A 26927-nucleotide genomic window follows, 5' to 3' on the forward strand; every position below is an offset into this window, starting at 1 on the left:
CTGACGTAGCTCTGCTGTAAACGGAAACGGCCGGGGAAACCCGGCCGTTTCCCGTTCAGGCGAAAGTCCTTGCAGGGTGCAAGGCAAGGGCGTAGCATCCAGAAATGTGCGCGGCGCCAACGCCGCCGATGCGGTCCCGGAAAGGCGAACGCGGGAAGCACATATCCAACGGTCGGGCTTCCCGGCCGTTTTGCTTTTTAAGGGGGCGGCAGTACAGTCGGAAACCTTGAAGGAAGCGAAAAATTGGACATGACCACGAACGAAAAATCGGCCCGTGCACTGCCGGTGCAGGATGCGCGGATCTACCCGCGCGGTGGGCTGGATGTGCTCTCGCGGGCCGAGGTGGCACGCCTGCGCGATGCCTCCGCGGGCGGCATGCATGAGCTGCTGCGTCGCTGCGCGCTGGCCGTGCTGACCAGCGGCAGCGCCTCGGACGATCCGCGCGCCGCGCGCGATCTCTACCCTGATTTCGACATCCAGGTGGCGCAGCAGGATCGCGGCGTGCGCATCGACCTGGTCAACGCACCGGCGATGGCCTTTGTCGACGGCGAGATCATCCGCGGCGTCGCCGAGCTGCTGTTCGCCGTCGTGCGCGATCTGGCCTACATGGCCATCGAGATGGGCCCGGCCTACGCCGCCGAGCTGGAGTCGTCCGAGGGCATCACCAATGCGGTGTTCGGCCTGCTGCGCAACGCCCGCATCCTCAACCCGGGTGATCCGAACCTGGTGGTGTGCTGGGGCGGCCACTCGATCTCGCGCGATGAGTACCTGTATACCAAGCAGGTCGGCTACGAGCTGGGCCTGCGCGGCCTGGACATCTGCACCGGCTGCGGCCCGGGCGCAATGAAGGGCCCGATGAAGGGCGCCACCATCGCCCATGCCAAGCAGCGCCGTACCGTGACACGCTACATCGGCCTGACCGAGCCGGGCATCATCGCCGCCGAGTCGCCGAACCCGATCGTCAACCACCTGGTGATCATGCCGGACATCGAGAAGCGCCTTGAGGCCTTCGTCCGCATCGGCCACGGCATCATCGTGTTCGCCGGTGGCGTCGGTACCGCCGAAGAGATCCTGTACCTGCTGGGCATCCTGCTGCGCGAGGAGAACAAGGACCTGCCGTTCCCGCTGATCCTGACCGGCCCGACCGTGGCCGCGCCGTACTTCGAGCAGATCGACCGCTTCATCCGCCTGACCCTGGGCGATGAGGCTGCCGAGCGCTACGAGATCATCATCGGTGACCCGGTGGCGGTGGCCAAGAAGATGGCCAACGGCATCAAGCGCGTGCGCGAGCACCGCCTGGCGCAGAAGGATTCGTTCTTCTTCAACTGGTCGATCGAGATCCCGTGGGAGTACCAGCAACCGTTCGTGCCGACCCACGAGGCGATGGCGGCGCTGGACCTGCATCACGGGCGCGCCCCGCACGCGCTGGCGGCCGACCTGCGCCGGGCGTTCTCGGGCATCGTGGCCGGTAACGTGAAGGAAGACGGCATGCGCCGCATCGAGCAGTTCGGGCCGTTCCAGATCCACGGTGACCCGGACATGATGCAGGCGCTGGATGCGCTGCTGCGCGCCTTTGTCGAGCAGCGCCGGATGAAGATCTCCGGCGAATACCAGCCCTGCTACCAGGTGCTGGCCTGAATCCGGGCCGGCGCGATGGGGATCGCGCCGGCACTGGCAGGGGAGGGCGGGTCGTCAAGCCTTTGACGCCCGTCGCCCCGGATTGACCGTTCATCCTGCCGCCGCTTGCCGGTGGCGGGGCGATGGCCCATCGTGGCCACCAACACGCTGGGGAGCGTCCAATGTCTTTGCGCCGGCAAAACGGTTTCACGCTGGTTGAACTGATGGTCACGCTGGCCGTCTTCGTGATCCTGGCGTCGATCGCCTATCCGAGCTTCCGCGGGATGATCCGCTCGAACCGGCTGGCGACCGCCAACAATGAACTGATCGCGCTGGCCAACCTGGCCCGCAGTGAAGGCATCCGCAACAGCAACGGTGGCGGTGTCTGTGGCAGCGCCGATGGCAAGGCCTGTGATGGCGACTGGTCCAAGGGCGTACTGGCCTGGTCGGACCTCGATGGCGACGGCCAGATGGGCAGTAATGATGTCGCGCTGCGCTTTTCGCAGGGCAACCCGCAGCTCAGCGTGGTGGGTCCGCCGGGTGCGGTCATCGCCTTCGACGGGCGCGGCCGACGCCGGGCGGTTGCTGACCAGACGCTGGTGCTGTCGCCGGATGCGTGCAAGGCCGGTGAATCGAAAAGCACACTGACGATCAACCAATCCGGCCAGGTCCGGGTGACCAAGGGAACCTGCTCATGAGCCGCCGCAACCTGGCCCGCCCACGGTCTTCACAGGGCGGCTTCAGCCTGATCGAAGTGATGGTGGCGGTGCTGATCCTGGCATTCGGGCTGCTGGGCTTTGCCCTGCTGCAGACCACCAACGTCCGCTTCGTGCAGAGCGCGAATTACCGTACCCAGGCCACCAACCTGGCCAACGATCTGATCGAGCTGATGCGCGCCCAGCGTACCGACACGCTGGCCGGTGGCGCCTATTCCTCGGCCTCGTTCTCGGCCGGCTCGGTGAAGCCCAGCGGCGCCTGTTCCTGGCCGACCGGCGCCGCCGTGACGCCAAAGACGAACGTGGCGCGCTGGCAGTGCGAGGTCGCACGCACGCTGGGCGAGAAGGCCAGCGCGCAGGTGACCTTCGTGCAGAGCACCGGCCAGGTCACCGTGGCCATCAGCTGGGGTGACCAGCGCTGGGATCCGAAGGATCCCGACAGCCTTACCACCTTCGGCCTGACGACCTTCCTGTGAACGCGCCCATGAGTCCAATTTCGCGAGCCCGAGGCCTGTCGCTGATCGAACTGATGATCGCCATGGTCATCGGTCTGGTCCTGATGCTGGGCGTCACCCAGATATTCATCGCCTCGCGTGCGGCGTCACGCCTGTCCGAAGGCGCGGCCCGCACCCAGGAGAACGCGCGCTTCGCGCTGGATTTCCTGCAGCGTGACCTGCGCATGGCCGGCCATTTCGGTTGCGTCAACGACCAGGCCCACGTGGTCAAGAACACCGGCGATGTCGGCTACCACCTGGGCATCAGCTCGGGCAGTGGCGACCCGCAGGATTTCTCGGTTCCCGTGCAGGGATACGAGGCTGCAGGTACGGCGCCGGGCGCCACGCTGACGCTGGGCCGTGCGTGGAGTGCGGCGCAGTCGGTTCCGAAGAGCATTGCCAACCTCAAGCCGGCACCATTGCCGGGCAGCGACATCCTGGTGCTGCGCCTGATGAGTCCGGAAGGGGCCGTCGTCACCGGCATATCCGTGGCCGCGGGCGCGACCACACTGACCGTCTCCAGTGATGGCATGGCCCGACTGAAGGCCAATGCCGCAGGCACGCCGACGGTCTTCGGCGTGGCCGACTGCACCCGTGCGGACGTATTCCCCGCCACCATCACCGGTTCGACGGTGAAGGTCGACAAGGTCGACCTGAGCAACTATTCGGTCAACAACGCGATGACCATGCTGTATCGCGCCGATGGCATGGCGTACTACATCGCGACCAATCCCAATGGCGAGCCGGCGCTTTACCGGGCACGCGCCAATGGCGCCGGCGGCTACGCCGATGGCGAGGAGCTGGTGGAAGGCATCGAGAACATGCAGTTCCTGTATGGCCTGGATGCCACCACGAACATTGCCCTGCCCACGCCGCCGACCGGTCGCATCGTGGACCAGCGCGTGGCCAGTGCGGTGAGTACCGGCACCGATGCCGCCGCCGCGGGGCAGTGGCGCCGCGTCGGCATGGTGCAGGTGGGCCTGCTGGCGCGCAGTCCGCAGCGTGCGGCGGCCGAAGCGCCGGGCAGCGCGGCCACCTATCCGGCCATCCTGGGGGTGGGTTTTGCCCCGGCCGATCCTTACGACCAGCGCCATCGTGGCGCCTATGAAGCGTCCGTTGCGCTGCGCAACCGCTTGTTCGGGAACTGACGACCATGCGCACTCATCCTTCCTCCAGGCGCCGTCCCTTCGTTGCCCAGGCACGGCAGCAGGGCGCCGTGCTCTACGTCGCGCTGATCATGCTGGTGCTGCTGGCCCTGCTGGGCGTGATCGGCATGCAGGTGGCCGGCATGCAGGAGCGCATGGCGGCCGGCTACCGGGCGACCAACATGGCGTTCCAGAACGCCGAAGGTGCGGCGCGCAGCGCCGAGAACGCGGTGGAGAACATCGCCAACCGGAAGGATGCCGGTACCAATCCGGCCGTAACGTCCGCCGACATCAGCCAGCAGTGCGATGACGGCTTCGATCCTTCGGGGTGGGTCGCGAAAACCAAGCTGGGCAGCAAGCCGGCGATCTATGTCCGTGAAATCCAGGGCTGCATCCAGGGGGAGGGTGCGCTGGACATGGGCAAGTCGGTGGAGAAGCCAACGCCGGTCTACCAGATCACGACGTATGCCGGTGATACCACCAGTGATGCGACGTCGCGTGCGGCGATCGATACCGTATTCAAGCTGTGAGGGTGGGGAGCCCATGAACACTCGCAACCGCAGGATCCTGGCAGGCGTTGGCCTTGCCGTCTTGGCCGCTGGCGGCTATCTGGCGCATACCCTGTTTGCCGCACAGGCGCAGGGCGTGCTGGCGCAGGAGCCGATGAACGTGCAGACGCGCGCGACACCGGCGTTCATCATGGCGGTGGACGATTCGGGTTCGATGAACTTCGAGCGCATGTTCCCCGGTGGTGACGGCCGCATGCGCTGGAATTCCAGCAACGGCAGCTTCTTCAACAACGATGGAAGCTTCTTCAGCGTGGGTACGGCGTGCGCCAACAACTCGGTGGACTGCTATCTCTACCTGTACCCGCACGCGGATTTCAACAAGGAGTATTCGCCGGGTCGCGCCATTCCGCCGCTGGACATCTACGGCTTCGCCCGTTCGCATGTCTACAACGCCAGCTACTTCAACCCGGACGTGACCTACCGCCCGTGGACCAATGCCGATGGCACGCTCTGGGCTGACGCGGTGCTCACCCAGACCCGCGCCGATCCGCGTTCGGGCCAGCGCGGTTACAACGCCGTGTACAACATGACGACCGACCGTTCCACGACGGCGGAGCAGTTCCAGTTCGTCAGCGGCATGCGGATTCCCGACCTGTCCGGCACCGGTAACTCCTATTACACCGGCCGTGGCTGGAGTACGGCGGCGATCAGCAACACCGGCAACACCACCTATGCGGTGACCTATTTCCCGGCCACGTTCTACCTGCCAGCGGCGGCGCCGGCACCGGCGGGCTACAAGACCGACAATGCCAGCCGGCCGCTGATCGCAGGGGCATGTGGCCCCGGCTGCGACATGCGCCGCTACCAGATCAAGTCGGGCAACTATTCAAGTTCCGCGGCCTACAACGCCGCGATCCAGAACTTTGCCAACTGGTTCCAGTACCACCGCAACCGTGTGCTGGCGATAGTCGGTTCGTCGACGGCCGCGCTGGTCAGCGTGGACACGATGCGCGTGGGCTACTTCACCATCAACAAGCTCAGCAACGCGACCATGTACGACATGGTCACCAACCGTGCTGATCTGTACTCGCAGATCTACGGGTTGACCGCCAGTGGCGGCACGCCCAATCGTCGCGCCGTGGAGTACCTGGTGGACCAGTTCCGCCGTACCGATAGCGGCGCGCCGGTCCAGCTGGCCTGCCAGCGCAACGGCGGCATGCTGTTCACCGACGGCTACACCAACTCCGGCAACACGGCGAACAGCGGTTTCGGTGATGCCGATTCGGTGAACTCGACCCATCTGCCGTCCATTCCGTTCGCCGATGGCTACAGCAATACCATCGCCGACATCGCGGCGGCGGCCTATGCCGGTTCCCGCACGCCCCTGCGTACCGGGACCAGCTTCCCGGCCGGGCAGGTGCCGGTCAGTGACAAGTGCAATTCGCTGGACAAGAGCAGCCCGGACTGGAAGCGCCTGGACTGCCAGACCGACCTGCACATGAATTTCTACGGCGTGACCCTGGGCGCGCAGGGCAAGATCTATGGCGTCAACCAGGCAGCGACCGACGATCCCTACAAGAACCCGCCGAACTGGGCCGGCAACGGCAACCCGATCAATGTCGATGACGGTACCGTCATCGATGAACTGTGGCACGCGGCCGTGAACAGCCGTGGCGAATTCATCAACGCACAGACCCCGGCAGATGTCACTGAGGCCATGCGCCGGGTGCTGTCTTCGATCACCGGTGGTGCATCGCCGTCGGGAACGATCGGCATCAGTGGTGCGCGCATCGGCACCGGCTCGCTGGCGGTGACCCCGCGCTATGACATCACCAACAGTGGCACCGACTGGTCGAGCAAGCTGACCGCATCCAGCGTCAAGGTCAACGCCGACCAGGTGGCGGAACTCACCGAGGTGTGGGAAGCCTCCAGCCGCCTGACATCGTCCGGTCGCCGGATCGTGGCCAACAAGCTGGGTTCGCCGGTGGACTTCAACAGCGCCCGCATCAGCCTGCAGGATCTGTGCAGCAAGCCCAGCGGCAAGTACGCGACGATGCTGGTCTGTTCCAGCGACAAGCTGACGACGATCAAGGCCGACCTGGCCAGCGCCATCAACTATCTCAGTGCCGACAGCTCGACCGAAGTCCGCAACGGCGGCAAGTACCGCGACCGGACCACGCCGCTGGGTGACATCGTCAATTCGGCGCCGGTGGTGAGCTCGCCGCTGGACGACTACGGTTACCGCCAGCTCGGTGGCACCTACGCCAAGAGCTATACGGACTACCTGGCCACCAAGGCCAAGTCGCAGCGGTACATGGTGTATGTCGGTGCCAACGACGGCATGCTGCATGCCTTCGATGGCGGCATGAAGGCTGATGCCAAGCAGGATGGCACGGGTGGCAAGGAGAGCTTTGCCTACATCCCGGCTACCGCGCTGGGCCATATGGCCAACCTGCTGTTCCCCTATAAGTCCGACACCGCCGATCAGACGTTCCGTCATCGCTATTACGTCGATGGCCCGGTTGCCGTGTCCGATACCTTCAATGGCAGCAGCTGGCAGACCAGCCTGGTGGGTACCACCGGTGCCGGTGGCCGTTCGGTGTTCGCACTGGACGTCACCACGCCGGACAGCTTCGGCACCGGCAACGTGTTGTGGGAAATCAGCGACATCAACTCGTCGCTGAGGGACGAGGTACGCAACAACATCGGCTTCGTGCTGGGCAAGCCGGTCATCGTGCCGGTGAAGAGTGGTACCGGCGTGGCCTGGAAGGCGATCTTCGGCAATGGCTACGGCAGCGCCAACGGCAAGGCGGTGCTGTTCGTGGTCGATATGGCCACCGGCGACATCCGGATGATCGAAGCGGTCGAGGGCACCTCAGGCGCCGGCATCTCCGGGGACAATGGATTGGGCAATGTGGTCGTGGTCGATCGCTGGACCGGCGCGAGCCAGGATGCGCGCGGCCGTGATGGACTGGCCGACACCGTCTATGCAGCCGATCAGCGTGGCGCGGTGTGGAAGTTCGACCTGACCAGCAGTGCGAATACCACGCTGACCGTGCCGATGTTCACCAGCCAGGCGGCCCAGGACTCCTCCAACAAGACCTACCGCCAGCCGATCACCGGTGGCATGACCGCCGCGACCGGGCCCTCCGGTGGCGTGATGCTGTATTTCGGCACCGGCAGCTTCTCGTTCACCAGCGACAAGGATGACAAGGCGCAGCAGGCGCTGTATGCCGTGAACGATCTGTCGGGCAAGACGGTGACCTCGACGGTGACCGCTGCCAACCTGGTTCCGTACACGGCAGCAGCCGCCGCTGCAGGGGCCGATGAGCGCAAGATCACGGCGGGTGCGGCTCCAGCCAATGCGCGCGGCTGGATGATCCAGCTGCCTGCCGGCAATGGCGAGCGCGCGGTTGGCAATCCGACCCTGGTCAGTGGCATCGTCTTCATGCCGACCTATGTGCCCAACATGGAAACGGTCGGCTGTTCGACCAGTGGCTCGAACTGGTTGTTCGGACTGTCGTCGATCAGCGGCCTGCCGATGCTGGAGAACGTCCGCTACGGCTCGCCGGCCGGTAGCCAACCCGGATCAGGGACCGCGGCGATCGCGTTGAAGACCGGGGGAACCGCGCCGGTGCGTGACGTCTCGTTGTCCGTGCTGCCACGTCCGACGGAAAACAAGGGGCCGCCCGGAGGCAGCACCTGCTGGATGGCCGTCGGTGCGGCGGGCAGCCAGTCGCTGTATCTGCCTTACCCGTGCGGTCGCCAGTCCTGGCGCCAGCTCCAGTAACCCAGTGCGAGGATCCACGCTCATGTTGCACACTCCCATGCCTCGCCGCGCGGCTGGCTTCACGCTGATCGAGTTGATGATCGTGGTGATCGTCATCGGCATCCTGGCGGCGATCGCCATTCCGTCCTATCAGGAGTACGTGCGCCGATCGCATCGTGCGGTGGTGAAGGCGGACCTGGCCGAGTACGCGCAGCGTGCCGAGCGCTACCACACCAGCAACAACTCCTACACCGGCTACGCGCTGCCGACCAAGGTGTCGCCGCGTGATGGCGGTACCGTGCGCTACAACCTGGACTACAAGGGGGATGGCACCAGCTTCACCATCACCGCCACCCCGCAGGGCACGCAGGCCAAGGACAGCTGCGGCACGATGAGCGTGGACCAGGCCAACCGCAAGACGGCTGACGGCGGCGTTGCCAGCTGCTGGTGAAACAGGTGTTGATCTTCCTGTAATCGACCAGTACAATGCGCCTCCCCGCCCGAATAGCTCAGCCGGTTAGAGCACTTGACTGTTAATCAGGGGGTCGTTGGTTCGAGTCCAACTTCGGGCGCCAGATACTGCAAAAGCCGCGAGAAATCGCGGCTTTTGCTTTTCTGCGAGAGCATTCAGCAGGGTGTATCGCGGTCCACGCGCTCACTGCGGGCGCGGCCGCCATTGTTGACGATCAGCGCACCGTGCAGCCGGTTGCCTGCGCAGATGCGCAGGGTCAGGTTGGCCCCCGGGCTGCGTCCATCTGCCTGGAAGAACAGCTGCGGGCGCCCACTGCTGGCCTGGGCATGGATCGAGACGTCCGAGCGCCCAGTGTGATGGCTCAGGATCACCTCCGACGACGCCGGCTCCCCGCGCCGGTCGCCACTGCGGTAGATGATCCAGCCTGCGCTCCAGTCGTCGCTGCAGCGCAGGCCGTCGACACTGGCGCAGAGGCCGATCAGCTCACGCCTGCGCACTGCCTCGCTGCGCGCGCTGGACAGGCTCGCGTGCAGGGTCAGCTGCAGTGCATCGGCGCGTTGCCGCAGCAGCAGGGGCTGCAGCGCCGGCCAGGACGCGGCCAGCAGCACCGCCAGCACGGCGATGACCACCAGCAGTTCAGTCAGGTGCACGCCCCGCGCTGAGCGGGGGCCGAGGGGGCAGGGGGCATGGGTCGAGTACATGTATCCAGCCTCCGCGCCGGGCTGTGCGGCCGCCATCGGGAATCCCCGTGGCGGACTGCCCGGCGAACCCTCAGCCAGCCGTCACCCCTCGCCCCGTATACTCATCATTCCCGGGAACTGGCAACACCATGAGCGACAGTTTTGAACTTGTCTCGCCGTATTCGCCGGCGGGCGACCAGCCCGATGCCATCGCGAAGCTGACCAGCAACTTCGAGGCCGGCATCGCCAAGCAGACCCTGCTCGGCGTGACCGGCTCGGGCAAGACCTACACCATCGCCAACGTCATCCAGAACGTGCAGAAGCCGACGCTGATCATGGCGCCGAACAAGACGCTGGCGGCGCAGCTGTATGGCGAGTTCAAGGCGTTCTTCCCGCACAACGCGGTGGAGTATTTCGTCAGCTACTACGACTATTACCAGCCGGAAGCCTACGTGCCGTCGTCGGACACCTTCATCGAGAAGGACAGTTCGATCAACGAGCACATCGAGCAGATGCGCCTGGCCGCAACCAAGACCCTGCTGTCGCGCCCGGATGCGATCGTGGTGGCGACGGTGTCGGCGATCTATGGCCTGGGTGCACCGGAAGACTACCTGTCGCTGCGCCTGATCCTGTCCAGGGGCGAGCGCATCGACCAGCGCGACCTGATCAACCACTTGACCCAGCTGCAGTACACACGCAACGAGTACGAACTGCAGCGCGGTACCTTCCGCGTGCGCGGCGAAGTGATCGACGTGTTCCCGGCCGAATCGGACAGCGAAGCGCTGCGCCTTGAGCTGTTCGATGGCGAGGTCGAGAAGATCACCCTGTTCGATCCGTTGACCGGCGAGACGCTGCGCAACATGCAGCGCTTCACGGTCTACCCGAAGACGCACTATGCGACCACGCGTGAGCGCGTGCTGGCGGCGATCGAGACGATCAAGGTGGAGCTGAAGGAACGGCTGGAGCAGCTGTACGCGCAGAACAAGCTGGTGGAGGCGCAGCGCCTGGCGCAGCGCACCCAGTTCGACCTGGAGATGATGGCCGAGGTCGGCTACTGCAACGGCATCGAGAACTACTCCCGGCACCTGACCGGCAAGGCCGCCGGCGAGCCGCCACCGACCCTGTTCGACTACCTGCCGGCGGATGCGCTGCTGGTCATCGACGAATCGCATGTGACCATTCCGCAGATCGGCGCCATGTTCAAGGGTGACCGCTCACGCAAGGAGACCCTGGTCGAGTTCGGCTTCCGGCTGCCGTCGGCGCTGGACAATCGTCCGCTGCGTTTCGAGGAATGGGAGGAGCGCTGCCCGCGCGCGATTTACGTGTCTGCCACGCCGGGGCCTTACGAATACCGCGAGGCCGGTGACGAGATCACCGAGCTGGTGGTGCGCCCGACCGGCCTGATCGACCCGGTGGTGGAGATCCGCCCGGTGGGCACCCAGGTCGACGACCTGATGAGCGAGGCCAACGAGCGCATCAAGGCGGGTGACCGCGTGCTGGTCACCACGCTGACCAAGCGCATGGCCGAGAACCTCACCGAATACCTGACCGAGCATGGCATCCGCGTGCGCTACCTGCACTCGGACGTGGACACGGTCGAGCGCGTGGAGATCATCCGCGACCTGCGCCTGGGCAAGTTCGATGTGCTGGTCGGCATCAACCTGCTGCGCGAGGGCCTGGACATGCCCGAGGTATCGCTGGTGGCGATCCTCGACGCCGACAAGGAGGGCTTCCTGCGTTCCACCGGCTCGCTGATCCAGACCATCGGCCGCGCTGCCCGCAACGTGCGTGGCAAGGCGATCCTGTATGCCGACAGGATCACCCGTTCTATGCAGGCGGCAATCGATGAAACCGACCGTCGCCGCGCCAAGCAGGTCGAGTACAACGAAGAACATGGCATCGTGCCGCGCTCGGTGGCGCGCCCGATCGTCGATGTCCTCGAAGGCGCGCGTTCGGATGCCGCGGAAAAGGAATCCAAGAAGGGCAAGGGCAAGGGTCGGGCGGGCGTGGCCGAAGAGGCGGCCGACTATCGTTCGCTGTCGCCGGCGCAGCTTGGGGTCCGTCTCAAGGCGCTGGAACAGCAGATGTACCAGCACGCCAAGGACCTGGAATTCGAGGATGCCGCGCGCGTGCGTGACCAGATCCGGCAGCTGAAGGAAGCCAGCCTGGGCTGAACGCGGCAGTGCAGCATCATCTTCACAAAAGTGTTGCGCTTCCCTGCCGGCATCCGTAATATACGCGGCCTGCACCTACGCAATCGCGGAAATGCAGAAGCAAAACGGGCGGTTAGCTCAGCGGTAGAGCACTACCTTGACATGGTAGGGGTCACAGGTTCGAACCCTGTACCGCCCACCACGAAGTCCTCGCAGGAGGGCTGTCGTGAACTGCAAAGCCCGGCCCTGGCGCCGGGTTTTTACGTAACAAGGCCAGTCTTCGGGCGGCAAGAACAAGATGGGCGGTTAGCTCAGCGGTAGAGCACTACCTTGACATGGTAGGGGTCACAGGTTCGAACCCTGTACCGCCCACCACCTGCTCCCGGCGTTGCCGGTGTAGCGGTGGAAAGGATGAAAGCCGGCCCCGGGGCCGGCTTTTTTCGTTCCGGGGACAGTGCCCCGGCGTTTCCGCGAAGCCGCCTCCCTACCGGTTCAGTGGCGTGAAATCAGCGGGTGATGGTGATCGAACGCTGAATCCGCCAGTGGCCATCGACGCGCTCCCACAGCTGCGCCACACGTACCCGGGCCAGCGCAGCATGAGGGCTGCCGCCGTGGTCGCCTGCCGGTTGCTGGCTGCCCAGGCGCAGCACGCGGTCCTGGCGCAGGTGATAGAGCTGCAGGGGCAGCGCTTCATGCGTGTCCTGCGGGCCCTCGGTGCGCAGGATCTGGCTGCGCAGGGCATCCTCGGTGGGCCCGCTGCCGTTGCCGAACAGGCTGGAGAACAGCAGGATCAGGGCAAGCATCGGCATGGCACGGTGCTCCAGCGGGAAAGTGCATGCAGGCTGGCATGGCCGGCCGGGCACCGCAGCCGGCCTGCGACGAAGGCGGGGATTGCGTCGCCAAAGGCAGGCAGGCGCCGATGAATCCGGGCCGCGCAGGCGTAGACTCGGCGCTACCGCGCAACCGCGCCATCACTGCAAGGAGCTGCCGCATGAGCGATCACGTCCCGGTGTCCAGGCCCAATCCGTTCCTGGAACGCCTGTTCGGCGGCAACATGCTGGAAGGCACGTTCAAGGCAGTGATCTGGGTTGCGATCCTGTGCGCGCTGCTGGCGTGGACCACGCTGCGCTGAGCGACGCTGCCGCGCGGGCTTCTCTGCTGATGCAGTGAATGCGGGTGCCGCCGCAAGGGTGCGGCGGCAGTGTCCGTGCGTGTGTCGTCAGGCGCTGAAGGCCTGGCGCAGGCTGCGCAGGGTCGCCTGGCGATGTTCCCGGGCCGTCGGTTCGCCCATCTCCAGCTCCTGCAGGCGCAGTCCGACCAGGGTCATCGACAGCGCATAGCCGCGTGCGGCGTCGGCAACGCGTGACAGGCCCACTGCACGGCGTGCCAGTGCGTTCACGTGTTCAAGGTCGGGCATCAGCCCCAGATAGACGCGCTCGGCGCTGTCCAGGTCGGGCGCGCGCAGGATCGCGTGGGCTTCGGTGGCGGGGGAGACGGAGGCCATGGGGGGTCCTTGTCCGTAGGGGGCACGCGCTCAGAAGGCGCGCATCAGGGAAACGAAGGCTGACGTCTGCGTGCCACGTCGTGCCATCGGGCTGTCCTTCACTGCATCACCGAACCACTGGTTGGCCACCACGCCGGTGGCGCGCCATTTCGTGCCCAGCGGCGTGCTGACCGCGATCTGCAGGCTCGGCGACGTGGTACTGCCCGGGCGGTAAGCGGCGAGGCCCGAGCGCAGTGCTTCTTCGTCGCTGATGCCGTAGTAGTAGTCGAGCAGCCGTGCACTGGAATGCACCACGCCCGCCCGCGGCACCCAGGTGAAGCGACCTGCCTGGATCGGGTAGCTGTAATGCAGGCGCGACTCGATACCGCCGCCATGGCCGGTGACTTCCCGCATCACGCTGGCCTCGACCATGCCCCAGTCGGCGCTGTACTCACCGTTGATCCCCGCCATGGCCGACATCTGCCGGCTGTGCAGGCGGCGCAGCTGCGCATCGTTCACATCGTCGGTCTTGAAGCGCAGCGTGTAGGGCGTGACCGCCGCCGACAGGCGCAGTCCCTGGCCCTTGTAGAGGTACATGCCCAGCGAGCCAGGGCTGGCGAAGAAGCGCTCGCCCTGCCAGGCAACGGCCGGTACCACCAGCGGTTTGACGTCATAGTGCGCGTATGCGCCGGAGGTGGCGCCAGCGCTGATGCCGGCCTGCACGCCCGGGTCCTGCCCGGCAGCATGGGCGAGCAGCGGCACGCCGAGGGCAGCAGTGAACAGCAGCGGGCGCAGCAGGGTCGGGGACAGCGACGGCATCGATCAGCCACGTTGCAGAGGATGGCTGCGCATGGTGACGGGGCAACATTGTCAGAACATTGCGCCCGCGCGTTCGGCATGCATGGGCGCAAAATCACGGCGCCAGGCACTATGATCGGCAGCGTTTCCGGTTGACGAGTCCCTGATGCGCATCCTCCTGGTCGAAGACGATCCTGATCTGTCCCGTGCCCTGCAGTCGGGCCTGGAGCGGCAGGGCGTGGTCGCCGACGTGGTCGGCAGCCTGGCCGAGGCCGCGCTCGCGTTGCGCGAACCGGTGCACCAGCTGCTGCTGCTCGACCGTCAGCTGCCCGATGGCGATGGCGCCGGCTTCGTCGCGACGGCGCGCGCGCTGCGGCCGAACCTGGCGGTGATCATGCTGACCGCCAAGGGCACGCTGTCGGACAAGGTCGAAGGCCTGGACGTCGGTGCCGATGACTATCTGGTCAAGCCGGTGGCGATCGAGGAACTGATGGCACGCATCCGCGCCGTTTCGCGCAGGCCCTCGGCGATGGTGACGCCAAGCCTGCGGCTGGGGCGGCTCGAGTTCGATTTCGAATCGCTGCAGGCACAGGTGGAGGGCCAGCCACTGGCATTGCCACGGCGGCAGGTGCTGGTGCTGCAGGCGTTGGCGATGCGGCAGGGGCGCACGGTCACCCGCAGTGCGTTGGAGGCTGCGGTGTACGGTTTCGACGATGAGATCCAGTCCAATGCGCTCGACGCGCACATCTCCAAGCTGCGCAAGGCGCTGCAGCAGGCCGGTGCCGGCGTGGAGATCCACGTGATACGGGGCGTCGGCTACCTGCTGGCGGAGGCCTGAGATGGCCCGTCCGATCCGTTCGATCACCCTTGGCCTGGCCTGGCGCCTGTTCCTGGCGCAGGCCTTTACCGTGCTGTTCGCGGTGGTCGCGCTGATCCTGACCTGGGGGGACAAGGACTCCTGGGGCATGGACATGTTCGTTGCCGAGGCCGTGGCCAAGGCGGTGCACAGCGAAGGCGGCCGCCTGGTGCTGGACCAGGCGCGCTGGGACAAGCTCGATGCCAACGCCGGCGGCAATCTCTGGTTCGCCGCTGTGGACGACAAGGGTATGTGGCTGGAGCGCGGCACCATTCCGGCAATCCACGCGCCGCTGCTCGCCCGCCTGCCGACCGTGGGTGCCACTGAACTGGGTTCGCTGGTACCGCCCTATCTGGACGTAGCACGGGTGATGATCCGCAACGAGGATGGGCGCCGCATCACGGTGATGGTCGGTGGCGCACCCAAGGGTGGGCTGCTGGATGGCGCGCTGATGGTGTTGCGCCTGATCGGCCTGTGGTTCTTCCTGCCACTGATCGTCGTCACCCTGCTGGTGATGCCGACCGTGATCCACCGTGCGATGCGAGGCGTGCGCCGTTCCGCGCAGCAGGCCAAGGAACTGGACATCGGCCAGCCCGGTGCACGCCTGGATGCGCAGCTGGTCTCCACGGAAGTGGCACCGCTGGTGGAAGCGTTCAACGACGCCATCGACAAAGTGCAGCAGGGCTATGCCGCGCGCGACAAGTTCCTTGCCGACGCCGCGCACGAGCTGCGCGTGCCGATCGCCGTGGTGCAGGCGCGCCTGTCGCAGCTGCCGCAGGGCGAGCTGAAATCGCAGCTGCTGACCGACGTGGCACGGCTGGGCAATGTTGCCGAGCACCTGCTCGACCTGCAGCGCCTGGACCGCAACGTGGGTGCATTGCAGCGGCTGGACCTGGCCCTGCTGGTGCGTGAAGCAGCGGCGGACCTGGCGCCGTTGGTGGTTGGCGCCGGTTATGGCTTCGAAGTGGATGCGCCGGAAGCGCCGGTGTGGATCCACGGCGACAGCCTGGCGCTGGGGCGGGTGATCGCCAACCTGGTACACAACGCGATCGTGCATGGCGGTGGCCGAGGCACCATCTGCGTGCGGCTGGATACGCGCGGGTTGCTGGAAGTCAGCGACCAGGGCGCGGGCATTCCGGTGGGCGACCGTGAGGCGATCTTCGAACCGTTCCATCGCCTGCGCGCGGCGGGCAGCGGTAGTGGCCTCGGCCTGCACCTGGTGAAGGAAATCGTGCAGCACCACGGTGGCTCGGTCAGTGTCGGCGAAGCCTCGGGGGGCGGCGCGAGCTTCCGGGTCAACTTCCATCGCGGCAGCGTTCGACGCTGACGCAGCTTCGGGGCAAGTCCCGATAGGCAACCTGCTGCCGGCGGCGGCAGGCTGGCTGCATGGCCGATGAGCGTTCCGCGTCTCCCTTGCTGGGCAGTGGCGCCGCTGCGGCGCTGACGCTGGGCGCGCTGGCCTGCGTGCAGCTGCCGCTGCTGCCGCCGCTGTGGGCCTGCACGCTGATGATCGTGCTCGGCAGCGCAGGGTGGGGGCTGCGCTGGCGCGGGCGTCTGCCTGCGGTCGTGCTGTTCGGTGTCGGCTGGACGGCGGTGCACGGGCACTGGGCGCTGCAGGAGCAGCTTCCACCGGGCCAGCCGCCACGGAATGTGGTAGTCAGTGGCCGGGTCATCGATCTGCCGGATCACGGCGCCGCGCACACCCGCTTCCTGCTGCAGGTCAATGAGAGCACCGACCTGCCATCACTGCGTGGCAAGCGCCTGCAGGTCACCTGGAACGATGCCTGGCGTACCACCGATCCCAGCGACGCCGGGCGAGGGCGCCATCAGGTCCTGGCCGGCGCGCAGTGGCATCTGGCCCTGCGCGTGCGGGCGCCGCGTTCGCGGATCAATCCCGGTGGTTTCGACGGTGAGCGCCATGCGTTGCTGCGAGGCGTGTCCGGCAGTGGGACAGTGCGGGCGCCGGCCAGCGCGCGTGAGCTGCAGGCCGCGCATGGCCTGCCGGCATGGCGTGAGCGCACCAGTGCCGCCATTGCCGCGCAGGTGGCCCATCCGGCCGCGCGCTTCGTGCGGGCGTTGGCATTGGGCGATACGCGTGGCCTGTCCGACAGTGATTGGGATCAGTTGCGGGCGCTGGGACTGACCCATCTGGTGGCCATTTCCGGGTTCCATGTCGGGGTGGTGGCGGGGCTGGGGGCGCTGCTGTGCCGGGGGCTGTGGTGGCTGTGCCCCCTGCTGGCGTGCCGTTGGCCACGTCCGCAGGCGGCGGCCTGCGCCGCGGCCCTGGCCGCAGCAGGCTATGCGCTGCTGGCCGGCGGCGAGTTGCCGACCGTGCGCACGGCGCTGATGATCGGGTTGATCGCACTGGCACGCAGCGGGCGGCGCCCGCTCGGTGCCGTGCAGGGGCTTGCGTTGGCGGCGCTGGCGCTGCTGTTGCCGGCGCCCCTGTCGGTGCTGTCAGCGGGTTTCTGGCTCAGCTTCGGTGGCGTGCTGTGGCTGGTGTGGTGCCTGCCACAGGGACGTCCGCGCGGGATGGCTGCCAACCTGCGCGGGTTCCTGGCTGCACAGGGAGTAGCCAGCGTCGGCCTGTTGCCGCTGGGCATCGCGCTGTTCGGTGGCACCGCCTGGCTGGGGCCGCTGGTGAACCTGCCGGTCATTCCCTGGTGGACCCTGCTGGTGGTGCCGCTGTCGCTGCTGGGCACCGCCCTGCAGGTGCTGCATGAGGGGGCCGGGCGCTGGGCGTGGCGTGCGGCGGCGTGGCTGTTCGAGATCAGCTGGCAGGCCCTGCAGCCCCTGGCGGCGCATCCGCAGGCGATGTGGTGGCTGGCCGAGGCGCCGGCCTGGGCCGTGCCGGCGGCGCTGCTGGGTGTGTTCTGGTGGCTGCTGCCACGCGGTGCCGGGGGCGGGCTGGCTGGCCTGCTGCTGTGCCTGCCGCTGCTGTGGCCGGCGCGCGAGCGCCCTGCCGAGGGGGAGCTGGAGCTGCTGGTGCACGACGTTGGCCAGGGAACGGCGGTGTTGCTGCGTACCGCGCGGCATGCGCTCTGGTACGACGTGGGGCCGCCGAACGGGGGCGAGGGCAGCGAGCGGATCCTGGTTCCGTCACTGCGGGCGTTGGGCCAGGCTCCGCCCGAGCGGGTGCTGCTCAGCCACGACGATCTCGATCATGCGGGCAACCTGCCGCGCCTGCGTCTTCAGCTGCCGGGGCTGTCATTGCTGGCGCCGCCGGGCAGTACGATCGCCGGGGCCGGGCGTTGCCAGCGCGGCCTGCGCTGGCACTGGGACGGCGTCGATTTCCAGGTGCTGCACCCGGATCCCGGCAGCCGGCGGGCCGAAAACGAGGACAGCTGCGTGCTGCGCGTGGCCGGCGCCCATGGCGTGGTCCTGCTGCCGGGGGACATCGGCCGTCCGGCCGAACAGGCGCTGTTGCGGGCGTCTCCGGCGGCGCTGAAGGCGGATGTGGTGCTGGTGCCGCACCATGGCAGCGGCGGCAGCTCCAGCGCGCCCTGGGTGGCGGCGGTGTCCCCCCGGCTGGCGCTGGTCTCGGCCGGGCACCAGAACCGTTTCGGCCACCCGCGCCGGGACGTGGTCCGGCGCTGGCAGGCGCAGGGGGCCGAGGTGGTGTCCACCGTGGAGTCTGGTGCGATCCGCGTATGGCTTGGCGCACAAGGGCTGCAGCTGCGTGAACAGCGTATCCATGCATCCCGGTGGTGGGATGCCGCTGGGCGGGCGCGGTCGGCTGCTATCCTATCGCCGATCGAACAAGCGGCCGTTGGGCCGGAGGGTTGAAACGTGTGGGAACTGGTCAAGGCCGGTGGCTGGCCGATGGTGCCGCTGCTGCTGTTGGGCGTACTGGCTTTGGCGATCATCCTGGAGCGTTTCTGGTCCCTGCGGCGAACGGAGGTGCTGCCGCCCGGCCTCGGCCAGGAAGTGCGCAACTGGGCCGCGCGCGGCAAGCTTGACCCGGCGCACCTGCAGACCCTGCGTGCCAACTCGCCGTTGGGCGCACTGCTGGCGGCCGCGCTGGAAGCCCGCAACCGCCCGCGCGACCAGATCCGCGAGCGCATCGAGGATACCGGCCGCCATCTGGTGCACCGCATGGAGCGTTTCCTCAACGCGCTGGGCACCATCGCGTCGGCCGGCCCGCTGCTGGGCCTGCTGGGCACCGTGATCGGTATGATCCAGATGTTCCTGGGCATCCTCGACCATGGCGTGGGTGATGTGAACCAGCTGGCCGGCGGTATCGGCAAGGCCCTGGTGTGCACCGCCACCGGTATGATCGTGGCCATCCCGGCACTGATGTTCCATCGCTACTTCAAGGGCCGCATCCACGGCTACGTGGTGGAGATGGAGCAGGAAGCCAGCGCCCTGCTGGACACGCTCGACGGTCGCCCGGGGGTGATGAACCCGTCACCGTCGGCACGCCCCGCCAACGCCGCCACGGCGAAGGCCTGATCGATGCGTATCGGCAATGACCGATCCCAGGATGAGCCGCATATCGATCTGGTCCCGCTGATCGACGTCATCCTGGTGCTGATCATCTTCTTCGTGGTCACCACCACCTTCGATGCGCGCTCGACGCTGCAGGTGCAGCTGCCTACCGCCAGCCAGCAGCCCAACAACGAGCCGCCGCGTTCGCTCAGCGTGCTGATCAACGCCGAAGGACGCTATTTCATCAATGACCAGGAAGTGCTGCGCAGCGATGTCGAGTCGGTCAAGCAGACCATCGCCGCCGTCGCCGGCAGTGATCGCAGCCAGCCCGTGCTGCTGCGCGCCGACGCGCGTACTCCCTACCAGGCCGTGGTGACTGCGCAGGACGCGCTCGGTCAGCTCGGTTTCCGTCGTATCGCCATTGCAACTGCGCCAGAGGTGCGTCCATGAGTTCCCATCACGCGCCGGTGTGGCCGATCTACAAACGTCTGCTGGGCTACACCCGCACCTACTGGGTATTCATGGTGGGCGCGGTCATCGCCATGGTGGTCGAAGCCCTGGCCGGCTACCACTTCACCAAGCTGATGGAGCCGCTGGTCAACGAAGGTTTCGTCGATCCGCAGCCGCGCGCGGCCGTGGTGCTGCCGCTGACCATCCTCGGCCTGTTCCTGATGCGCAGCGTGGCCACCTGGGTCAGCGACTACACGCTGGCCAAGACCGGCCGCAGCGTGGTCCGCGACCTGCGTGAGCAGGTGCTGCAGAAGTACCTGCACCTGCCGTCGTCGCACTTCGATACCGAAGCGACGCCGGTGATGGTCAGCCGCCTCAACTTCGATACGGAACAGGTCACCCAGGCCAGCGCCGACGCGCTGAAGACCGTGGTGGCCGATACCCTCACCATCATCGCGATGCTGGCGGTGATGCTGCAGATGAGCGTCAAGGTGACCCTGGCAATGCTGCTGGTGGTGCCGCTGATCGGTGGCATCGTGTCCTACGTGGGCAAGCGCTACCGGCGCATCAGCCGCGGCATCCAGGACGGCATGGGCACGATGGCGCAGACTGCCGAGCAGTCGCTGGCCGCGCAGCAGGAAGTGAAGGTGCATGGCACCCAGCAGCACGAGATCTCGCGCTATTCGCGCCTGGCCAACCGCATGCTGGCGCTGAATATGAAGGTCGAGGTCACCCGCGCCGCCGCCTCCAGCGTGGTGCAGTTCCTGGCCGCACTGGCGCTGGCGGTGATCGTCTGGGTGTCGACCCGCGAAGCGCTGGCGGGCCGACTCAATGCCGGCCAGTTCATGGGCCTGATGACCTCGATGATGGCCATCATCCCCTCACTGCGTCGCCTGACCAGCGTACAGACCTCGATTTCGCGCGGTGTCTCCGCCGCCGAGCGCCTGTTCGGCATCATCGACATGCCGGTGGAGCGTGACGAGGGCCAGCACCGCGTGCAGCGCGTGCGCGGCGAACTGGCGTTCGACCACGTCATGCTGCGCTACCGCGAAGACAGCGGCATTGCCCTGGATGACATCAGTTTCGTTGCCAGGCCGGGCACGGTGACGGCCATCGTCGGTCGTTCGGGCAGCGGCAAGACCAGCCTGATCCGGCTGGTGCCGCGCTTCTACGAGCCCAGCGGCGGTGTCATCACCCTCGATGGCGTGGCCCTGGACGACTACCCGCTGGCCGACCTGCGCCGCCAGGTGGCGATGGTCGGTCAGAAGGTGATGCTGTTCGACGACACCATCGCCGCCAACATCGCCTATGGCATGGAAGCGACCGACGAGCAGATCCGTGCGGCCGCCGAAGCTGCCAACGCCTGGGAATTCATCGCACGCATGCCGCAGCAGCTGCAGACCCCGGTGGGTGAGAACGGCGCGCTGCTGTCCGGTGGCCAGCGCCAGCGCCTGGCGATTGCCCGCGCGATCCTGCGCGATGCTCCGATCCTGATCCTCGACGAAGCCACTGCGGCGCTGGACAACGAATCCGAGCGTCTGGTGCAGGATGCGCTGCAGCGCCTGATGCCGGAACGCACCACGCTGGTCATCGCGCACCGCCTGTCGACCATCGAGCATGCCGACCAGGTGCTGGTGATGGACCATGGCCGCATCGTTGAACGCGGCACCCACAAGGAGCTGCTCGAACTGGGCGGCCTGTACCAGCATCTGCACAGCATGCAGTTCCGCGAAAGGCAGGACTGATGGCCGGCAAGGGTACCCAGACCCCGCCGTACTGGTACGACGGCACCCCGGTTCCGTGGACGATGCGCCTGCTGGCGCCCCTGTACGCAGGTGTCACCGCACTGCGCCGGCGCGCCTATCGGCGTGGCTGGCGCAAGCGCCACTCGCTGCCGGTGCCGGTCATCGTGGTCGGCAACATCACCGCCGGTGGTACCGGCAAGACGCCGCTGACCATTGCCCTGGTCGAGCGCCTGCGCGCGGCCGGCTGGAAGCCGGGCGTGGCCAGCCGCGGCTATGGTCGCGAAGACGCCGACAAGCCGCTGTGGGTGCAGGCCGATACGCCAACCGCCAAGGGCGGTGACGAACCGGTGCTGATTGCCTGGAAGACCGGCGTGCCAGTGCGCGTGGACCGCGACCGTGTCGCCGGCGGCAAGGCGCTGATCGAGGCCGGCTGCGATGTGATCGTCTGCGACGACGGCCTGCAGCACTACCGCCTGGCGCGCGACATCGAGATCGAAGTGGTCGATGCGCAGCGTCGCTACGGCAATGGCCGGATGATTCCGGCCGGGCCGTTGCGCGAGCCGGTCAGCCGCGCCAGCGAATGCGATTTCCGGGTGGTCAACCTCGGTCAGGCCGATGAGGAAACCGCAGCCCAGGCCTGTGGCTTCGGCCAGTGGCCGATGGCGCTGCACATCGACAGTGCGCAGCCGCTGGCCGGTGGCCGGGCCCGCCCGCTGGCGTACTTCAAGGGCCAGCGCGTGCACGCGGTGGCCGGCATTGCCCATCCCCAGCGCTTCTTCGACATGCTGCGCGCGCGCGGGATCGGCGTGGTGCCGCATGCGTTCGCCGACCACCAGGCCTACCAGCCGCAGGACCTGTCCTTCGGCAGCCAGCTGCCGGTATTGATGACCGAGAAGGACGCGGTGAAATGCCGTGCGTTCGGCAACGACTGGCACTACGCGGTTCCGCTGCGCGCCGAGCTGCCCGCGGCGTTCTGGGTGGCGCTGACCGATCGCCTGGACAAGCTGCGACCGAACTGAGTGGCGCGGCGGCGCTTGCATTCACGCGCCGCTGGCCGCATTCCCGTTGTAACGAGCCTGCCGAGTACCGCCCGCATGACCGAATTCGTCGTCGCCATCCCGGCCCGCTATGCCGCCTCGCGGCTGCCGGGCAAGCCGTTGCGCCCGCTGGGCGGCGAGCCGCTGGTGCTGCATGTGGCGCGCCGCGCACTGCAAGCCGGTGCCCGTGAAGTCTGGGTGGCGACCGACGATCAGCGCATTGCCGATGCGCTGTCCGGGCTGGCCGAAGTGAAGGTGGCGATGACCGCGACCACGCACGCCTCCGGCACCGATCGCCTGGCCGAGTGCGCGCGCATTGCCGGCTGGGCCGATGACACGGTGGTGGTCAACCTGCAGGGTGACGAGCCGTTCGCACCGGCGGCCGGCATCCGCGCGGTGGCCGATGCGCTGGTCGCTGGCAATGCGCCGATGTCGACCCTCGCCACGACCGTCGAGGACGCGCACACCCTGTTCGACCCGAACGTGGTGAAGCTGGTGCGCAACGTGCGCAACGAGGCGATGTACTTCAGCCGCGCGCCGATCGCCTGGCACCGCGACGGCTTCGCGCGCAGCCGCGACACGCTGCCGGACGGCCATGCCTGGCTGCGCCACATCGGCATCTACGGCTATCGCGCCGGCTTCCTGCAGCAGTTCGCGGCGATGCCGCCAGGCCAGCTCGAGCAGGTCGAATCGCTGGAGCAGCTGCGCGTGCTGGAAGCGGGCTACCCGATCAGCGTGGCGATCTCGCCCGAGCCGTTCCCGCCGGGCATCGACATGCCCGAGGACCTGGAGCGCGCCGAGGGGCTGCTGCAGGCGATGGCGGCGCGATGAGGCTGCTGGTCGTATGCCTCGGCAACATCTGCCGTTCGCCGATGGCCGAAGGGGCGCTGCGCGCACGCCTGGATGCCTCGCCGCTGGCCGGGCAGGTGCAGGTTGATTCGGCCGGCACCGGCGACTGGCATGTGGGCGAGCCGCCGGACCGCCGCGCGATCGCCTGCGCGGCCGGGCACGGCGTGGACATCGGTGGCCTGCGCGCACGCCAGCTGCAGGCCGTGGATTTCGACCGTTTCGACTGGATCCTGTGTGCCGACGAGGCCAACCTGCGTGATGCCGGGCGCCTGGCGTCGGCGGCGCAGCGTGAACGGCTGGCGTTGTACCTGCCCTGGTCGGGCGGGCAGGGTCGGGTAGCGATCCCTGATCCCTACACCGGCGGCAGCGATCATTTCGAACAGGTCTGGTCGCTGGTCGACGATGCTGCAAAACGTGCGGTGGCACGACTGTTGCATGACGCCGACTCCGGCATAATCGGGTCATGAACGTCCAGCCCGTCCCGGACCTGCCCGAGTTCGCCACCTGGCTCAATGCCACCCCCTGCACCCTGACCGAACTGCGCGGCCGGCCGGTCGCACTGCTGTTCGTCAATGCGGCCTCCGCCTGGAGTGCGCAACGCCTGGCCGAATTCGGCCAATGGCTGTCGCGCCACCCCGGCAAGCTGCAGCCGCTGGTGCTGCAGGTGCCGCGCTTCGATTTCGAACGCGATGCCAATGCCGCACTGAAGCTGCTGCGCCGCCAGGGCCTGGCCATGCCCGTGCTGCTCGATGCCGACTGGGATGGCTGGCGCCGCTTCGGAGTCACCGCCTGGCCGACCATGGTGCTGCTGGACGCGCAGGGCCGCGAGCAGCAGCGGCTGGTCGGGCAGGGAGCACCCGGTGAACTGGAGCGCGCCCTGAACGCGCTGTGCCAGGGCGCGCCTTCGGCGCCGCCGCGCGGCGGCAGCGAACTGCATCCGGAACCGCGCCAGGCGCTGCGTTTCCCGCTGGGGCTGGCGGTCAGCACCGAACGCCTGTACATCGCCGACAGTGGCCATCACCGCATTCTCGAATGCAGCCATGGCGGCCGCATCCTGCGCCAGTTCGGCCTCGGTACCGCCGATTTCATGGACGGCAACCTCGCCGAAGCGGCGTTCCACCGCCCGCAGGCGCTGGTGCTGGAGCGCGATTCGCTGTACGTCGCTGACACCGGCAACCACGCGGTGCGCCGCATCAACCTGCTGACCGGCATCGTCGACACGCTGTGTGGCAACGGGCGTCCCGGTGCGCCGGTGGAAGGTCCGGTGGCGCAGGCGCGGCAGGTCTCGCTGGACCATCCGGTCGGTCTGGCCATCGCTGACAACCAGCTGCACATCGCGATGGCCGGCGACAACCGTATCTGGAGCTACCACCTGGGCCAGCGCAGCCTGCAATGGCGCGCCGGCAGTGGTTCCATCGACGAGCGTGATGGCAGCGGCCACCTGGCTGCCTTTGCCCAGCCGACTGCGCTGGCCGTGGTGCAGCAGGTGCTGTACGTCGCCGACGCATTGGGATCCTCGATCCGTGCACTGCAGCTGCGCGGCGACCTGGTGCAGACGCTGGTCGGGCAGGGGCCCTGGCGCTTCGGCAGTGAAGACGGCCCGCGTGCGCAGGCCAGCCTGCAGTATCCGCAGGCGATCGCATTGAGCGCGGACGCTCCGCTGTTGTGGATTGCCGATACCGGCAACGGTCGCCTGCGCACGCTGCGCCTGGGCGGCGGTGAACTGACCACCCAGCCGCTGCCGCGCCGCCTGCATGGCCCGGCCGGCCTGGCGGTGGGGGCCGGTGCGGTGTGGATCGCCGAGACCGACGCCCATGCCGTGCTGCGATTCGATCCCGATAGTGGCGTGCTCAGCGAAGTCCCGATCAGCGAATGACCGACGTTCCCGCCCCGGCCTTCGACGGCAAGGCCTTCGCGGCCCAGCTCAGTACCGCCCCCGGCGTGTACCGCATGTACGCCGCCGACGACACCCTGCTGTACGTGGGCAAGGCCCGCGCGCTGCGCAACCGTGTCGGCAGTTATTTCAACGGCAGCCCGAAGAATGCGCGGATCATGTCGATGATCTCGCAGATCACGCGCATGGACGTGACCGTGACGCGCTCGGAAGCCGAGGCGTTGTTGCTGGAAAACCAGCTGATCAAATCGCTGTCGCCGCGCTACAACGTCTCGCTGCGTGACGACAAGACCTACCCGCATGTGCTGCTGACCCGCGAGGATTGGCCGCGCATCGCGCTGCATCGTGGTCCGCGTGCCATCCCCGGGCGCTACTTCGGGCCGTATCCCGGCGTCACCGCCGTGCGCGAGACGCTGAACCTGATGCACAAGCTGTTCAAGCTGCGCAGCTGCGAGGACAGCGTGTTCCGCAACCGCTCGCGGCCGTGCCTGCAGTACCAGATCGGTCGCTGCAGCGCGCCCTGCGTGGAGCTGGTGCCGGCGCCGGACTACGCCGAGTCGGTGCGCCGCGCTGCACTGTTCCTGGAAGGCAAGAGCGACGAGCTGATCCGTGAGCTGGGCGAGCAGATGCAGGCCGCCAGCGAGGCGCTGGAATTCGAGCAGGCCGCACGCCTGCGCGACCTGATCTCTTCGCTGCGCAGCATGCAGACCCGCCAGTACGTGGACGGCCGCGCCGCCGACCTCGACGTACTGGCGGTGGCCATGCAGGGTTCGCAGGCCTGCGTGCTGCTGCTGGCCTTCCGTGATGGCCGCAACCTCGGCACCCGCCCGTTCTTCCCGCGCACCAATGGCGAGGAGAGCCCGGAAGAGGTACTTGCGGCCTTCGTCTCGCAGTACTACATCGAATTCGAGCCGCCGCGCGAGATCCTGCTGGATCGGGAGATTCCCGATGCCGACCTGCTGGTCGCCGCGCTGTCGGCCTCGGCCGAGCGCAAGGTGCAGCTGAAGTGGAACGTGCGCGGCGAGCGCGCCGGCTATGTGGAACTGGCCAGCCGCAACGCGCAGCTGACCCTGGCCACTGAACTCAACAGCCGCAATGCGCAGCACGCGCGCAGCGATGCGCTGCGCGACATGCTGGGCCTGGCCGAGCCGGTCAAGCGGGTGGAGTGCTTCGACATCAGCCACACCCTGGGCGAAGCGACCGTGGCCTCGTGCGTGGTGTTCGACGCCGCTGGCCCGGTGCGCGCGCAGTACCGCCGCTTCAACATCAGCGGCATCGAGCCGGGCGACGACTACGCCGCCATGCGCCAGGCCATCGACCGCCGTTTCCGCCGCGCAGTGGAAGAGCAGGGCGTGCTGCCGGACGTGCTGCTGATCGACGGTGGCGCCGGCCAGCTGGCGCAGGCACAGGCCGCGCTGGCCGACCTGGGCGTGGAAGGCGTGCTGCTGGTGGGCGTGGCCAAGGGCGTGGAGCGCCGCGCCGGCCACGAAGCGCTGGTGATGCCCGATGGCCGCGAGCTGCGCCCGGGCGCAGCCAACCCGGCGCTGCAGTTCATCCAGCAGGTACGCGACGAGGCGCACCGCTTCGCCATCACCGGCCACCGCGGCCGCCGCCAGAAGGCGCGGATGACCAGCAAGCTGGAAGACATTCCCGGTATCGGGCCGCGCCGCCGTGCCAGCCTGCTCAAGCATTTCGGCGGTCTTGTGGGCCTGAAAGCCGCTGGCGAAGCGGAAATCGCCAGGGTGGAAGGCATCAATGACGCCCTCGCGGCGCGTATCTACGCTAACCTGCACGGGTTGGCCACGCCTGATGCGGCCGAGTAGAGAGAGAAG

At 67.5% G+C, this 26927-nt stretch carries 24 protein-coding genes and 3 tRNA genes; 23 read left to right on the top strand and 4 right to left on the bottom strand.

What is annotated here, in order from left to right:
- The first annotated feature begins 249 nt into the window (after positions 1-249).
- From ppnN to ACXI0D_RS00570, 8 genes are all read left to right on the top strand, one after another.
- Positions 250-1638, top strand: coding sequence for a nucleotide 5'-monophosphate nucleosidase PpnN (gene ppnN / locus ACXI0D_RS00535; RefSeq protein WP_014036604.1), 1389 nt, complete (start codon positions 250-252; stop codon positions 1636-1638).
- Positions 1639-1799: 161 nt separating this feature from the next.
- Positions 1800-2315, top strand: a complete 516-nt coding sequence (locus ACXI0D_RS00540) for a pilus assembly FimT family protein (RefSeq protein ID WP_014036605.1) — start codon at positions 1800-1802, stop codon at positions 2313-2315.
- The gene (pilV, locus tag ACXI0D_RS00545; RefSeq protein ID WP_014036606.1) at positions 2312-2809 is read left to right on the top strand and encodes a type IV pilus modification protein PilV; all 498 of its coding nucleotides are present in this window, start codon (positions 2312-2314) and stop codon (positions 2807-2809) included. The genes ACXI0D_RS00540 and pilV overlap by 4 nt, the downstream gene beginning before the upstream one ends.
- An 8-nt stretch (positions 2810-2817) precedes the next feature.
- Positions 2818-3975: a PilW family protein gene (locus ACXI0D_RS00550; protein WP_101765231.1), complete on the top strand. Its 1158-nt coding sequence runs from the start codon at positions 2818-2820 to the stop codon at positions 3973-3975.
- Positions 3976-3980: 5 nt separating this feature from the next.
- On the top strand, positions 3981-4502 hold the full coding sequence (locus ACXI0D_RS00555) for a pilus assembly PilX family protein (protein ID WP_049446006.1): 522 nt from the start codon (positions 3981-3983) through the stop codon (positions 4500-4502).
- 13 nt (positions 4503-4515) lie between these two features.
- Positions 4516-8271: a pilus assembly protein gene (locus tag ACXI0D_RS00560; RefSeq protein ID WP_049446008.1), complete on the top strand. Its 3756-nt coding sequence runs from the start codon at positions 4516-4518 to the stop codon at positions 8269-8271.
- A 22-nt stretch (positions 8272-8293) separates the two neighbouring features.
- Complete coding sequence (locus tag ACXI0D_RS00565; protein WP_014036610.1) at positions 8294-8701, top strand: type IV pilin protein; 408 nt, start codon at positions 8294-8296, stop codon at positions 8699-8701.
- 47 nt (positions 8702-8748) lie between these two features.
- Positions 8749-8825: transfer RNA gene (locus tag ACXI0D_RS00570), tRNA-Asn, on the top strand.
- Between the two features lie 52 nt (positions 8826-8877).
- On the opposite strand, the gene ACXI0D_RS00575 is transcribed toward ACXI0D_RS00570, so the two are convergent.
- On the bottom strand, positions 8878-9423 hold the full coding sequence (locus ACXI0D_RS00575) for a GspH/FimT family pseudopilin (protein WP_101765232.1): 546 nt from the start codon (positions 9421-9423) through the stop codon (positions 8878-8880).
- Positions 9424-9551: 128 nt separating this feature from the next.
- On the opposite strand from ACXI0D_RS00575, the gene uvrB reads away from it, so the two are divergent.
- From uvrB to ACXI0D_RS00590, 3 genes are all read left to right on the top strand, one after another.
- Complete coding sequence (gene uvrB, locus ACXI0D_RS00580) at positions 9552-11576, top strand: excinuclease ABC subunit UvrB (protein WP_101765233.1); 2025 nt, start codon at positions 9552-9554, stop codon at positions 11574-11576.
- 106 nt (positions 11577-11682) lie between these two features.
- Positions 11683-11757: transfer RNA gene (locus ACXI0D_RS00585), tRNA-Val, on the top strand.
- Positions 11758-11855: 98 nt separating this feature from the next.
- Positions 11856-11930 (top strand) — tRNA-Val (locus tag ACXI0D_RS00590).
- Between the two features lie 131 nt (positions 11931-12061).
- On the opposite strand, the gene ACXI0D_RS00595 is transcribed toward ACXI0D_RS00590, so the two are convergent.
- Positions 12062-12364 carry a hypothetical protein gene (locus ACXI0D_RS00595; protein WP_049446014.1) on the bottom strand — a complete coding sequence of 101 codons (303 nt, stop codon included), beginning with the start codon at positions 12362-12364 and terminating at the stop codon, positions 12062-12064.
- A 182-nt stretch (positions 12365-12546) separates the two neighbouring features.
- On the opposite strand from ACXI0D_RS00595, the gene ACXI0D_RS00600 reads away from it, so the two are divergent.
- Entirely contained in the window at positions 12547-12687 is a 141-nt protein-coding gene (locus ACXI0D_RS00600) for a hypothetical protein (RefSeq protein ID WP_162838510.1), read from the top strand.
- 87 nt (positions 12688-12774) lie between these two features.
- Here the strand turns inward: ACXI0D_RS00600 and ACXI0D_RS00605 are convergent, their stop codons facing one another.
- Together ACXI0D_RS00605 and ACXI0D_RS00610 are read right to left on the bottom strand one after the other, a co-directional pair.
- Positions 12775-13059, bottom strand: a complete 285-nt coding sequence (locus ACXI0D_RS00605; RefSeq protein WP_014036615.1) for a hypothetical protein — start codon at positions 13057-13059, stop codon at positions 12775-12777.
- 30 nt (positions 13060-13089) lie between these two features.
- Positions 13090-13857: a MipA/OmpV family protein gene (locus ACXI0D_RS00610; RefSeq protein WP_014036616.1), complete on the bottom strand. Its 768-nt coding sequence runs from the start codon at positions 13855-13857 to the stop codon at positions 13090-13092.
- A gap of 145 nt (positions 13858-14002) precedes the next feature.
- Between ACXI0D_RS00610 and ACXI0D_RS00615 the strand changes: the two genes are divergently transcribed.
- The 11 genes from ACXI0D_RS00615 to uvrC all read left to right on the top strand — a co-directional run bounded on the left by ACXI0D_RS00615 (position 14003) and on the right by uvrC (position 26918).
- A complete protein-coding gene (locus ACXI0D_RS00615; protein WP_005415973.1) occupies positions 14003-14674 on the top strand; it encodes a response regulator transcription factor in 672 nt (223 codons plus the stop codon).
- A gap of 1 nt (position 14675) precedes the next feature.
- On the top strand, positions 14676-16019 hold the full coding sequence (locus ACXI0D_RS00620) for a sensor histidine kinase (protein ID WP_014036617.1): 1344 nt from the start codon (positions 14676-14678) through the stop codon (positions 16017-16019).
- Positions 16020-16078: 59 nt separating this feature from the next.
- Positions 16079-18478: a DNA internalization-related competence protein ComEC/Rec2 gene (locus ACXI0D_RS00625; protein ID WP_479642132.1), complete on the top strand. Its 2400-nt coding sequence runs from the start codon at positions 16079-16081 to the stop codon at positions 18476-18478.
- A gap of 3 nt (positions 18479-18481) precedes the next feature.
- On the top strand, positions 18482-19144 hold the full coding sequence (locus ACXI0D_RS00630) for a MotA/TolQ/ExbB proton channel family protein (protein WP_014036619.1): 663 nt from the start codon (positions 18482-18484) through the stop codon (positions 19142-19144).
- A gap of 3 nt (positions 19145-19147) precedes the next feature.
- Positions 19148-19570 (top strand): ExbD/TolR family protein, encoded by a 423-nt coding sequence (locus tag ACXI0D_RS00635; protein WP_014036620.1) that lies wholly within the window; start codon positions 19148-19150, stop codon positions 19568-19570.
- Complete coding sequence (gene msbA, locus ACXI0D_RS00640) at positions 19567-21315, top strand: lipid A export permease/ATP-binding protein MsbA (RefSeq protein ID WP_014036621.1); 1749 nt, start codon at positions 19567-19569, stop codon at positions 21313-21315. The genes ACXI0D_RS00635 and msbA overlap by 4 nt, the downstream gene beginning before the upstream one ends.
- A complete protein-coding gene (gene lpxK, locus ACXI0D_RS00645) occupies positions 21315-22334 on the top strand; it encodes a tetraacyldisaccharide 4'-kinase (RefSeq protein ID WP_049446018.1) in 1020 nt (339 codons plus the stop codon). Before msbA ends, lpxK begins: the two co-directional genes overlap by 1 nt.
- A 75-nt stretch (positions 22335-22409) precedes the next feature.
- Positions 22410-23183: a 3-deoxy-manno-octulosonate cytidylyltransferase gene (gene kdsB / locus ACXI0D_RS00650; RefSeq protein ID WP_479642133.1), complete on the top strand. Its 774-nt coding sequence runs from the start codon at positions 22410-22412 to the stop codon at positions 23181-23183.
- Positions 23180-23668 (top strand): low molecular weight protein-tyrosine-phosphatase, encoded by a 489-nt coding sequence (locus ACXI0D_RS00655; RefSeq protein ID WP_049446022.1) that lies wholly within the window; start codon positions 23180-23182, stop codon positions 23666-23668. The genes kdsB and ACXI0D_RS00655 overlap by 4 nt, the downstream gene beginning before the upstream one ends.
- Positions 23665-25077 carry a nhl repeat protein gene (locus ACXI0D_RS00660; RefSeq protein ID WP_049446024.1) on the top strand — a complete coding sequence of 471 codons (1413 nt, stop codon included), beginning with the start codon at positions 23665-23667 and terminating at the stop codon, positions 25075-25077. Before ACXI0D_RS00655 ends, ACXI0D_RS00660 begins: the two co-directional genes overlap by 4 nt.
- Positions 25074-26918 carry an excinuclease ABC subunit UvrC gene (gene uvrC, locus ACXI0D_RS00665; protein ID WP_049446026.1) on the top strand — a complete coding sequence of 615 codons (1845 nt, stop codon included), beginning with the start codon at positions 25074-25076 and terminating at the stop codon, positions 26916-26918. The genes ACXI0D_RS00660 and uvrC overlap by 4 nt, the downstream gene beginning before the upstream one ends.
- The last annotated feature ends 9 nt before the right edge of the window (positions 26919-26927 follow it).

It is taken from the genome of Stenotrophomonas sp. C9D9 (assembly GCF_056491205.1).